The 11,580-nt window shown below is 70.1% G+C and carries 10 protein-coding genes; 3 read left to right on the top strand and 7 right to left on the bottom strand.

The window, feature by feature from the left end:
* The first annotated feature begins 53 nt into the window (after window positions 1-53).
* On the top strand, window positions 54-1,706 hold the full coding sequence (locus ACFX43_RS10505; protein ID WP_378820333.1) for a glycosyl hydrolase family 18 protein: 1,653 nt from the start codon (window positions 54-56) through the stop codon (window positions 1,704-1,706).
* A 100-nt stretch (window positions 1,707-1,806) separates the two neighbouring features.
* Here ACFX43_RS10505 and ACFX43_RS10500 read toward each other — a convergent pair whose 3' ends face one another.
* Entirely contained in the window at window positions 1,807-2,811 is a 1,005-nt protein-coding gene (locus ACFX43_RS10500; RefSeq protein WP_378820331.1) for an NAD(P)H-dependent glycerol-3-phosphate dehydrogenase, read from the bottom strand.
* Window positions 2,808-3,572: a lysophospholipid acyltransferase family protein gene (locus ACFX43_RS10495; RefSeq protein WP_378820328.1), complete on the bottom strand. Its 765-nt coding sequence runs from the start codon at window positions 3,570-3,572 to the stop codon at window positions 2,808-2,810. Before ACFX43_RS10495 ends, ACFX43_RS10500 begins: the two co-directional genes overlap by 4 nt.
* Window positions 3,573-3,633: 61 nt before the next feature.
* On the opposite strand from ACFX43_RS10495, the gene cofC reads away from it, so the two are divergent.
* Complete coding sequence (cofC, locus tag ACFX43_RS10490) at window positions 3,634-4,275, top strand: 2-phospho-L-lactate guanylyltransferase (protein ID WP_378820325.1); 642 nt, start codon at window positions 3,634-3,636, stop codon at window positions 4,273-4,275.
* Here the strand turns inward: cofC and ACFX43_RS10485 are convergent.
* The gene (locus ACFX43_RS10485; protein WP_378820322.1) at window positions 4,272-4,940 is read right to left on the bottom strand and encodes a hypothetical protein; all 669 of its coding nucleotides are present in this window, start codon (window positions 4,938-4,940) and stop codon (window positions 4,272-4,274) included. The two genes, cofC and ACFX43_RS10485, sit on opposite strands and share 4 nt — an antisense overlap.
* A gap of 1,590 nt (window positions 4,941-6,530) precedes the next feature.
* Between ACFX43_RS10485 and ACFX43_RS10480 the strand changes: the two genes are divergently transcribed.
* Window positions 6,531-7,823, top strand: coding sequence for a DUF222 domain-containing protein (locus ACFX43_RS10480; protein ID WP_378820320.1), 1,293 nt, complete (start codon window positions 6,531-6,533; stop codon window positions 7,821-7,823).
* An 8-nt stretch (window positions 7,824-7,831) separates the two neighbouring features.
* Here the strand turns inward: ACFX43_RS10480 and ACFX43_RS10475 are convergent, their stop codons facing one another.
* Genes ACFX43_RS10475 through ACFX43_RS10460 form a run of 4 tightly spaced genes read right to left on the bottom strand, consistent with a single transcriptional unit; the run spans window position 7,832 to window position 11,473 of the window.
* Window positions 7,832-8,704, bottom strand: coding sequence for a metallophosphoesterase (locus ACFX43_RS10475; RefSeq protein ID WP_378820317.1), 873 nt, complete (start codon window positions 8,702-8,704; stop codon window positions 7,832-7,834).
* Window positions 8,701-9,168 (bottom strand): hypothetical protein, encoded by a 468-nt coding sequence (locus ACFX43_RS10470; protein WP_378820314.1) that lies wholly within the window; start codon window positions 9,166-9,168, stop codon window positions 8,701-8,703. Before ACFX43_RS10470 ends, ACFX43_RS10475 begins: the two co-directional genes overlap by 4 nt.
* Complete coding sequence (locus ACFX43_RS10465) at window positions 9,165-10,634, bottom strand: FGGY family carbohydrate kinase (RefSeq protein WP_378820311.1); 1,470 nt, start codon at window positions 10,632-10,634, stop codon at window positions 9,165-9,167. Before ACFX43_RS10465 ends, ACFX43_RS10470 begins: the two co-directional genes overlap by 4 nt.
* Window positions 10,631-11,473 (bottom strand): DUF1028 domain-containing protein, encoded by an 843-nt coding sequence (locus tag ACFX43_RS10460; RefSeq protein ID WP_378820308.1) that lies wholly within the window; start codon window positions 11,471-11,473, stop codon window positions 10,631-10,633. Before ACFX43_RS10460 ends, ACFX43_RS10465 begins: the two co-directional genes overlap by 4 nt.
* Between the last annotated feature and the right edge of the window lie 107 nt (window positions 11,474-11,580).

Here is an 11,580-nt window from a genome sequence, read left to right as displayed (position 1 = left end):
TGGCGATTCGGGCGCCTGGTGCCCGAGCCAGCCATCACCTCGGAGGTGTCACCATGCATGTCGCCTTGCCCTCACGAAGATCACGCCGGACAGCCGGCCTTCTCATCGGCGCACTCGCCGGAGCGCTCGCCCTCACCGGCACGCTCGTCCTCACCAGCACCCCGTCCAGCGCATCGCTGAAGACGGCCGCCGCGGAGCCGACAGCGATCAACGGCTACCGCAACGTCGGCTACTTCGTGCAGTGGGGTGTCTACGGCCGAGCCTTCAAGCTCAAGCAGCTGGAGACGTCCGGCGTCGCCGACGACCTCACCCACCTCAACTACGCCTTCGGCAACATCCACCACCAGACGCTGACCTGCTTCGAGGCCAACAAGGCCCAGGGCGAGGGGCCCAACGGCTCCGACGGCGCCGGTGACGCCTACGCCGACTACGGGATGTCGTACGCAGCCGACGCATCCGTCTCCGGCACGGCCGACACCTGGGACCAGCCCCTGGCCGGCTCCTTCAACCAGCTCAAGCAGCTCAAGGCGAAGCACCCCGACCTGAAGGTCCTGCTCTCGCTGGGCGGCTGGACCTGGTCGAAGAACTTCTCCCTCGCGGCGGCCACGCCGGAGTCGCGACGCAAATTCGTCTCCTCCTGCATCGACCTCTACATCAAGGGCAACCTGCCGGTCATCGACGGCCGCGGTGGCGCCGGAGCGGCCGCCGGCGTCTTCGACGGCTTCGACATCGACTGGGAGTGGCCGGGCTCGCCCAACGGCAACACCGGCAACCACGTCGACCCGGTCAACGACCGCGCCAACTTCAAGGCGCTGCTGGCCGAGTTCCGCTCCCAGCTGGACGCGCTGGGATCGACCACGGGCAAGGACTACCAGCTCTCCGCGTTCCTCCCGGCCAACCCGCAGGACATCGAGGCGGGCGGCTGGAACGACCCGGCGATCTTCAACTCCCTCGACTTCGGCAACATCCAGGGCTACGACCTGTGGGGTGCCTGGGACCCGACGCTGACCGGCCACCAGGGCAACCTCTACGCCGACCCCGCCGACCCGCGCCCCGACGGCAAGCGGTTCAGCGTGGACGAGTCGGTCCGGGAGTACCTCGACGCCGGCATCTCACCGGCCCAACTCGGGCTCGGCATGGCCGCGTACGGCCGTGGCTGGCAGGGTGCGACCTCCTCCGCCCCCTGGGGCCCGGCGACCGCCGCGGCACCAGGGACGTACGAGGCGGGCAACGAGGACTACGACAAGCTCAAGTCCCGCGGCACCGACCACTACGACGCCGCGACCGGCGCCGGGTGGCGCTACGACGGCAACCAGTGGTGGAGCTACGACAACAAGCGCACGATCGCGCAGAAGGCGGCGTACGCCATCTCCAAGGGCCTCGGCGGAGGCATGTGGTGGGAGCTCTCCGGTGACCGTCAGGGCGAGCTGATCGGCACCTTCGCCGACGCCATGCGCAACGGCACCGGCGGCCCGGTCGAGGAGCCGGACCCGACCGACCCGCCCACCGAGGAGCCCACGGATCCGCCGACCGAGGAACCGACCGACCCGCCCGGCGGGGCGGCCGCATGGTCGGCGACCACCGTGTACGTCGCCGGTGACCGCGTCACCTACGGCGGTCACCTGTGGGAGGCCAAGTGGTGGACCCAGGGCAACACCCCCGGCACCGAGGAGTGGGGCCCGTGGAAGGACCTCGGCACCGCCTGACCCGCTGATCCTCCATCAAGGTATGCAGAGAAAGGCCCGCTTCCCGCGCGGAACTCCGCACGGGAAGCGGGCCTTCGGCTGCATACCTTGACGAAGGAACCTACTCGGTCTCGGCCTTCGTCGGCCGCTCGAGCATCTCGTCCATGATCTCGCTGACGGTCTTGGCACCGGAGACGACGTCGTCGACGTACTGCGCCAGCGGCACGTCCACCCCGACCTTCGCGGCCAGCTCGCGCAGCGAGTGGGACGACTTGGCGCCCTCGGCGACCTGGTGGCTGGAGGCGAGGATGTCGGCGGTGGTCATGCCCTTGCCGAGCTTCTCCCCGAACGTACGGTTGCGGGAGAGCGGCGAGGAGCAGGTCGCGGCCAGGTCTCCGAGGCCGGCCAGACCCATGAGGGTCATCGGGTTGGCGCCCAGCTGCACCGCCAGCCGGGCGGTCTCGGCAAGTCCGCGGGTGATCAGCGACGCCTGGGTGTTGTCGCCGAACCCCATGCCGGCGGCCATCCCGGTGGAGATCGCGACCACGTTCTTGTAGGCCCCACCGATCTCGCAGCCGACCACGTCGGTCGAGGTGTAGGGACGGAACGCGGGCGAGTGCACCCGCGCCTGGATCGTCTTGGCGACCTCCTCGTCGGCGCACGCCACCACACCGGCGGCGGGCTCGCGACGGATGATCTCCTTGGACAGGTTGGGACCGCTGACCACCGCGATCCGCTCCGGCCCCGCACCGGTGACGTGGGCGATCACCTCGCTCATCCGCTCGAGGGTGCCGAGCTCGACACCCTTCATCAGCGAGACCAGCGGTACGTCCTGGGGCAGGAACGGCGCCCAGTCGGTGAGGTTGGCGCGCAGCGTCTGCGACGGCGCCGCGAGGACGACCAGATCGGCTCCGTGTGCGGCCTTCTCGATGTCGTGGGTGGCGCTGATGTTGTGCGGCAGCTCGGTGCCCGGGTGGTACTCGGGGTTCTCGTGGGTGTCGTTGATCGCCGCCGCGACCTCCTCACGCCGCGCCCACATGGTCACGTCGTTGCCCGCGTCGGCGAGGATGACCGAGAACGCGGTGCCCCATGAGCCCGCTCCAAACACCGCTACCTTGCCAGTCAATTGCTGTCCTTCTTCTTCGTTTTGCGGGGGTCGCCGGTCGCGTTCACACCGGCCTTCTTCGGGTCGAAGAGCTCGCTGGGCGGCTCCTCATCCCGGATGTCGGCCACCAGGCCGACGATCGCCTTCATGATCCGGTCGGTCGCCTGGTTGACGACCGCCGGCGTGTGCTCCTGGACCTCGAGATCCTTCAGATCCACCGGATCACCGATCTTCATCTGGATCATCTTGCGACCGATCAGGTGCGGCTTGAGAGAGTACGCCGGAAGCAGCTCCTGGGCTCCCCACTGTCCCACCGGGTAGACCGGGGCACCGGTCGCGAGCGCGATCCGCGCCGCACCGGACTTGCCGCGCATCGGCCAGCCGGTCGGGTCCTTGGTGATGGACCCCTCGACGTAGACGACCACGATGCTGCCCTCGTTGACGGCCTTCACGGCCGCGTCGAACGCCGACGCGCCGGCCGTCCGGTCCACGGGGATCTGCCGGGCGGCCCGCAAGAACTTGCCCAACGGACCCTTGAACAACGCGGCCTTGGCCAGATAGCTCGGCCTACGTCCGTAGTCCCACACGATGTGCGCGGCGGTGAACGGGTCGATCTCGGAGACGTGGTTGAGCGCGAACACCGCTCCGCCGCTCTCCGGGATCTTCTCGCCGCCCACCCACTGGTGCTTCGTGGTGGCGAGAAGGACGGGCTTCACGATGCCAACAGCCACGACCCATGGCCAGCCGAGCTTGCCCTCCTGGAACTTCCGGTACTTTCCCACGCAAGGCAGGCTACCGGGCCGTCTCCGCGTGGTTGTGAGATACCTGTCAGGATCTACCTCGATGCCTGTACCTGCACCCGGTTACGTCGTACTGCTGCCCGTCAAGCCTCCGGCGCGCGGCAAGTCCCGGCTGGTCGGAATCGAGTCGCACGAACGCGCCGATCTCGCCCGCTCGTTCGCCCTCGACACCGCCGAGTCGTGCCTGGCCGCCTCCGGGGTCGGCGCCGTCCTGGTGATCACCGACGACTCCTACTTCGCCGCCGACGTCGCCCGCCTCGGCGCCGCCGTCATCCCCGACGGGGTCAGCGGTGACCTCAACGAGACCCTCGTACAGGGAGCGCTCGAGGCCCGGCGCCGCTGGCCGGGGCTCCGCCCCGCTGCCCTGTGCGGCGACCTGCCCGCACTCCGCTCCGCCGACCTCGACGCGGCACTGAGCGCGGCGGAGGGGTTCGGGGCTGCGTACGTCGAGGACGCGGCGGGTGGGGGCACGACCCTCTACACCGCGACCCACGACCGGTTCCGGCCCGCGTTCGGGCCTGGGTCCGCCGCCGCCCACCGCGACGGCGGCGCCCAGCCACTGGAGGGCGACCTCCACTCGCTGCGCCACGACGTCGACACCCTCGAGGATCTCGAGACCGTACGCAGCCTGGGGCTCGGGCCGCGCACGGCCCTCGCCTCCGTGCGCGTCGGGAGTCCGGGCTAGGAGTCGCCTGACGGCGTCTCGGTCCCGGTCGTCGGGCTCGTCGAGGTCCCGCTCGCGGGAGCCTTCTTCGCCGCGGTCGTCTTCTTCGCCGCTGTCTTCTTCGCGGGAGCCTTCTTGGCCGTCGTCTTCTTGGCTGCGGTCGTCTTCTTCGCCGCCGTCTTCTTCGCAGCCGTCTTCTTGGCGGCGGCCGTCGTCTCCGCAGGGGTGGCTGCGGCGGAGGTCTCCGTCGCCGGAGTCGCCGCGCCTGCGGTGGTCTTCTTCGCCGCGGGAGCCTTCTTGGCAGTCGTCTTCTTCGCCGCGGTCGTCTTCTTCGCCGCCGGAGCCTTCGTCGCAGTCGTCTTCTTCGCCGCGGTCGTCGTCTTCTTCGCGGGGCTCTTCTTGGCAGTGGTCTTCTTGGCGGCGGTCTTCTTCGCCGGCGCGGCCTTCTCGTCCGCCTGGGCCACCGGGTCCGCCACGGCCTCGACGGTGGGCTCGGGCTTCACCGGCTCAGCGACCGGCTCGGCGACCGGTTCGGCGACCCGCTTGGCGGGCGGCTCCACGACCGGCTCAGCGGCCTTGGGCGGCGCCTTGCGTCCTGGCCGCGGCACCTTGACCTTCGGGACGGAGGGGACCTTGACCTTGCCGGACACCACGTCGGCGACCAGCTTCCCGGCCGTCTCCCGCACCGCGCCGACTACTCTTCCGGCCTGTTTGCCTGCATCAGCTACTCGTTTTCTCACCACCCGATCGACCTTAAGCCATCTCCGGGGCTTCCGAACATACCGACGGCATGCGAAAACGGATTGTTCACCTGATCGCTCCTGATTCCGACGCCTCGACATGGTTACCGTGGAGAGACTCGGGGCACGTCCGCAGCATCGCTTCGACATCGCAGCCTTCGGGAGACAGGACGAGGAAGGTACGACCATCACCGACGTGCACATCGACGAGGAGCAGCCCACCGTGGTGCTCGAGGAGCCGCAGCCCACGGCGAGGCCCAGCCGCGCCGGGATCCTGTTCTCGGCCTGCATCATCCTCGCCCTGATCGCCTCCGTGGCCTGGCTGGCCGTCCACACGACCCGGCTCGCCGAAGGCCGCACCGGCGCCAACGTGCCGACGCCGGCGCCACCCGCTCCGACGGTCCGCAACAGCGAGCCGGCCATCCCGGCGACGTACGCCGATCTGCCCGTCGGCCCCGCGACGACGCTGCCGTTCGTGGACCAGGCCGGTCGCCTCCAGCTCGGCGCGAAGCCGCAGAAGGTCTTCGGCTCGCAGATGAGCGTGGCCGGATGGACGGTGCTGATGTACGAGCGCGCCGACAAGCCCGGTCCGGTGTGGATCGCGCGGCGGGGGTCGACCATCCAGGTCCCCGGCCTGTGGACCCAGCCGGTCCTGAGCAAGGACGGCAACCAGCTCTTCGCGCTCCAGCAGACCGACGACGCCGTCTCCGCCCTCGTCGCGGTGGACACCACGACGGGCGAGGAGACCGACCGGCTCGTGCTCGAGGGCACCCCTGCCGCCACCGCGGTCCTCGGCACCGACCGCACCAGGGCCTACATGCGCACCGGCATCGTGCCCGCCCCGCCGGCAGTGCCCGGGAACTACGGCGAGCTCACCGTCTCCCGGCCGCCGGTGACCGCCTGGGATCCGGGCGAGGCCACGCAGCGGATCTCGCTGCCGCTCGGCTACCAGCAGCTGATCCCGCTGCGCCGCGGCGTACTCCTCCACAACCCCAGCGAGTGGGAGGCCCGCTTCGCCGCCATCGAGGCCGACGGCAGCCTCACCCAGCCCGGCGTCCACGCTCCGCTGCCCGGATCCGTCGCCGACTCCCCCGACGGCTCGATCGTCGCCATCGCCCGCAACCCCAGCGACCCCGGGATGATCAGCTACGGCGCCGAGCGCGGCATCGCGGTCAACATGAGCACCTCCGAGCACATCGACCTTCGCGTACCCGACTCCGTCGAGAAAGTACGCGTCGCCGGCTTCGAGTCCGACCGCAGCGTCGTCCTCTACACCGCGACCGCGGCCGAGTCCTGGTACCTCCGCTGCTGGGTCGACACCGGCTCCTGCGACCGCGTCACCGGCTCCCAGCGTGGTGCCGACNGGCCTTCGGCCATCCTTGACCCGGCACCCGATCGAGAAAGATTTCGCCTATAACGGGGCGGCGGCGAGAGAGTGGCGCGGAGTTCACGTTGCTTGTTCGCTGACCGCATAACTTGGGTTTGACCTGCTTAAATAGGTCGCCGCATGGGTCTCTTTCGCATATAATAAGGCGCGTGTACGAGACCATCGACCACCTCCTCGCAGGGCCGCCTCCGGGCGCGTCCGAGGCTGAGCTGGTCGACTGGATCGCTGGTCTCGAAGCGGTCAAGTGCACCGCCGAGGCGGTGCAGGCCGAAGCGGCGGTACGTCTGGAGGAAGCCGTCCGAGCACGCCAGGCCGAGGCTGGGGTTCCTGCCCGCAAGCTCGGCGAGGGCGTGGCCTCCCAGGTTGCGCTGGCGCGGCGGGTCTCGCCGGAGAAGGGCGCCAAGCTGCTCGGGCTGGCGAAGATCCTGACCAACGAGATGCCCCACACCTTCGCCCTGATGAGAGCCGGGCTGTTCTCCCAGTGGCAGGCCACCATCCTGGCTCGTGAAACCGCGTGCTTGTCGGTGGAGGACCGCAGGTTCATCGACTACGAACTCTGCGCCACCGGGCCGGGCGGTGAACCGGCTAAGGCGGTGGCGATGGGGCTACGCCAGCTCGAGAACGCTGCCAAGAAGCTGGCCATCACCCTCGACCAAGAATCCGTCGTCGCCCGCGCCGCGAGCGCAGAGAAGGACCGCCGGGTCAGCCTGCGGCCGGCACCGGACACGATGACCTGGCTCGGTGCCCTGCTCCCGGTCAAGGACGGCGTCGCGGTCTTCGCGGCACTGGACCAGGCGGCGAAGGCTGCCCACGCAGCCGGCGACGATCGGACCCGGGGGCAGGTCATGGCCGACACCCTCGTCGACCGAGTCACCGGCCGTGCTGAGGGAGCCAAGCCTCGGATCGAGGTCAAGATCGTGATGACCGCCGACGCCCTCACCAGCGCCGCGGATCAGCCGGCCATGGTCGAGGGCTACGGACCCGTCCCCGCCGCCTGGGCCCGTGAAGCCCTCGCCGATGCCGAGGTCTTCGTCCGGCGGCTGTTCACCGACCCCGCCGGGCAACTGGTCGCGATGGAATCACGCGCCAGGAAGGCACCCGACGGGCTCGCGGAGTTCATCACCACCCGTGACGGCGGGATCTGCCGCACCAACGGCTGCGACGCCCCGATCCGCAACATCGACCACGTCGAACGCCATGCCGACGGCGGCGCCACGAGCGCCGAGAACCTTCAAGGGTTGTGCGAAAGGTGCAATCAAGCCAAGGAGGCCCTCGGCTGGCGGGCCAGGCCAGGACCCGACGGCACCATCATCACCATCACACCCACCGGGCACACCTACATCAGCCCACCCCCAGACACTTGGGCACAACCCCCGCCAACCTGGTCCCGAGCCGAGTTCGGGCTGCGCGACATGCTGCTCGACTACACGGCAGCTGCCTGAGCGAGCTATCAGAGCTCCTCGAGGGCGTCCTCTCCGGATGCGGGGTCGTAGAGGTAGACCTGCTCGCCCGCGCGTGGGTCGCGGGCGGAGAGCACGTGGAAGGTGGGGGAGGCCGGGTCGGCGAGGTCGACGACGGTCGCGCCGGCGCCGAGCACGCCGCGTACGAGATGCGGGGGAGCGGTGGCGTCGATGCGCGTGACGACGCCGGGCGTCACCCAGACGGGTACGCCGGCGAGGAATCCGCTGACCTGGAAGTGCAGGTGTCCGGTGAGGATGGCGCGTACGTCGCTGCTCCGCACCACCCGGCCGAGGGCGGAGATGTTTCGCAGGACGACATCGGCGACGTAGGGGACCGAGGCGAGGTGAAGGGGCGGATGATGCAGGACGAGGACGGTTCCGTCGCGTACCGGAGTGGCCAGCTCGTTCGCGAGGCAGGCCAGCTGGTGCTCGTCGAGGAAGCCGTGGGTCTTGCCCGGGACCAGGCTGTCGATGGTGATGACCCTGAGCTCGCCCAGGTAGCTGACCGCCGCGCACAGGTCCGAGTCCGGATCCAGCAGCCGGCCGCGGTCGCTCCCGTCGGGATCGCGATGCCCGCTGCCGAGCACCTCGCGGAACGGGCCGCGGGCATCGTGGTTGCCCGTCGAGTAGAGGTGCGGGATGCCGCGCTCGGCCGCGAACGCGCCCACCCGCTCCATGACGGAGCGGCAGCCCGCAGCCGATCCGTCGTCGGCGATGTCGCCGCTGACCACGACGGCGTCCAATCCGGGCACGTGGCGGGCGTCGTACAGGATGCGCTCGAGGGCGGCGACGGCGTCGACACCGTCCATGTCGACGCCGGTCGCGGTGACATGGGTGTCGGAGAGATGCAGGATTCGGGTCATGTGGTGAAGGCTGACATGAGGACCTCGGCGATGCCGTCGCTCTCGCTGAGGACGGCGACGTCGAGGTAGTGGGCGTCGACCTCGTCCTCGACCTGGGTGAGGTCGACCTGGACGCAGGCCACCGCGTCGGTGCAGCCGCTCTCGGCCAGCACCGGTGAGCCGGGGAGGCGGGCGAGCCAGGTGTCGAGCTCGGCGCGGGGGACCGTCATCGCGCCCTCGATCTGCCAGTCCTGGAACCCGATGTAGGTGCAGGAGGCATTCGAGCTTCCGGCCGGGAGATCGGAAAGCCCGACCGCCTGCGCGAGGTCGACGCAGTCGGCGGACACGGCCTCGCCCGACTCACCCAGGTCAGTGCCCACCCAGACGACCAGCCCGACGAGCCCGACTCCCGCGACGACCACGAACACGGCGCCCGCGACGAGCAGCCAGGCCCACCACGGAACGCCGCGCCGCGCGGTGCTCATGCCCACTGTCGGGAGCGCTCGACGGCCCGGTTCCAGGAGGCGTACGCCTCATCGGCCGCGTCGCGGCGCGACGCGTCGGGGGAGAAGGTGCGGTCCAGGGCCCAGGTCTCGCGGATCTCGTCGAACGAGGACCACACGCCGACCCCGAGGCCGGCCAGGAAGGCCGCGCCGAGACCCGTGGTCTCGACATAGCGGGGGCGGGAGACGTCGACCCCGAGCTGGTCGGCCTGGAGCTGGCAGAGCAGGTTGTTGGCGGCCGCCCCGCCGTCGACGTTGAGCGAGGCGACGGGCGTCGGCATGGTCGCCATCACGTCGCGTACCTCGAAGGTGATCGCCTCCAGGGTCGCCCGCACGATGTGGGCGCGGGTGGTGCCGCGGGTGATGCCGATGATCGTGCCGCGGGCGTCGGGGTCCCAGTGGGGTGCGCCGAGGCCGGTCAGGGCGGGCACGAATACGACGCCTTCGGGCGAGGTGACGGTGCGCGCCAGGGCCTCGGTCTCCGCGGCCGAGCCGATGATCTGCAGGCCGTCGCGCAGCCACTGCACCGCGGCGCCGGTCACGAAGATGGAGCCCTCGAGGACGTAGGTGACCTCTCCGTCGGGCGACATCCAGCCCGGCGAGGTGAGCAGGCCGGAGTCCGACCGCTGCGGGGTGGTGCCGGTGTTGGTCAGCACGAACGAGCCGGTGCCGTAGGTGCACTTGGAGTCGCCCACCTCGAACGCGGCCTGCCCGAACAGCGCCGCCTGCTGGTCCCCGGCCACCCCGGCGATCGGCAGCGAGAGATCCAGGAAGGAGCGCGGGTCGGTGACCACGCCCTGGCCCCAGTTGGGGACGATCTCCGGAAGCGCGTCGCGCGGCACCCCGAAGAGGTCGCACAGCTCGTCGGACCAGTCGTTGGCGCCGATGTCGAACAGCAGCGTCCGCGACGCGTTCGAGACGTCGGAGACGTGGTGCATGCCGCGGGTCATCCGGGCGATGAGGTAGGAGTCGACGGTGCCGATCGCGTAGCGCCCCGACTCCACGTGCGCCCAGGTGTGCGGCTCGTTCTCACGGATCCAGGCGAGCTTCGTCGCACTGAAGTAGGGGTCCAGGCGGAGCCCGGTCAGCTCCCGGACGCGGGCGTCGTGGTCGGCCATCGAGGCGCACATCGCGGTCGTACGCCGGTCCTGCCACACGATCGCCCGCCGCGGTGACCCCAGCGTCTCCCGGTCCCACAGCACGACCGTCTCGCGCTGGTTGGTGATCCCGATGCCGACGAGGTCGTCCTTGCCGTGGGCCGCGAGGACCGTACGGCACGCCTCCAGGGTCGCCTGCCAGATCCCCTCGGGCACGTGCTCGACCCGGCCCGGGCTGGGGAAGTGCTGGTCGAACTCCTCATAGCCCCGAGCCGCGACCTCGCCCTTCTCGGTCACGATCAGGGCCGTGACCCCGGTGGTGCCGGCATCGATGGCGAGGATCGAGCTCACTTCGACGTCCTGACGATGTCGAGGATGCGACGGTCGATCCAGGACAGGTCCTCGGCCACCCGCATCTCGTAGTTCTCGGTGGCGACCCAGGCGAGGAAGCCCGAGGCGCCCTGCGCCGCGGCGTACGTCTCCACCTCGGCCTCGATCTCCGGGGTGACCTGCACCTTCTCGGTCTCGGTCGACGCGGTCAGGTAGAAGTCGCTGAGATCCAGGAGCCGCTTCAGCTCGGTGATCGGCGCCGCGTGGTCGTCGACCCGGAGGTCTGCCGCGATGTCGTCGTTGCCGCCGTAGCCGGCCTCCTCGCGCACCACCAGAAGGGCCGCGCTCTGCCGGCCGCGGCTGTCACCGCCGGCCTCGTCGCCGGCGGCCAGGGCCGCCAGCAGCCGGTGCTGCAACGGCTCCTCGGGAGAGGAAGCCAGCCAGACGGCCTCCATCGCCTCGACCACCTCGGGGCCGGTGAGGATGTTGCCCTGGATCGCGTACGCCCCATCCTCGGTGGAGCCCGTCCGGCCGCCCGCCCAGGCGAAGCAGGACGATCCGGTGTGGGAAGCGGCGTTGCCGTCGACGTCGACGATGCCGACCTGACGGTGGTCCCGTCGCTCGTCCTCCTCCAGCAGCCTCTCGAGGGCGACCGAAGCGGTCGCACCCTCGTCGAGGTGAGCGAGCGCGAGACCCTTGTAGGCGACGTTGGCCTCGGCCTGGGTGGCGATGGCTCCGACTCCCGCGACGGCGGCCGGGACGGCCGATCCGACGGCGAGGAACTTCGAAGCGACGGCCACACCCCAGGTGGGCTCCCCGGTGCCTGGATCAACTGCTCTGGCGACGATGGAGAAGGTCATGGCGTGACCCTATCCACGAAATTTCGTCCGGTTACGGCGTGTTGACGAATTGTCGTACACCTGACGGCGAGGTTGGGCTTTGATTGAGGGATCCCTTCATCCCAATT

The organism is Nocardioides sp. YIM B13467, assembly GCF_042788075.1.
Lineage (GTDB): Bacteria > Actinomycetota > Actinomycetes > Propionibacteriales > Nocardioidaceae > Nocardioides.
This window is presented reverse-complemented; position numbering and strand designations above follow the sequence as displayed.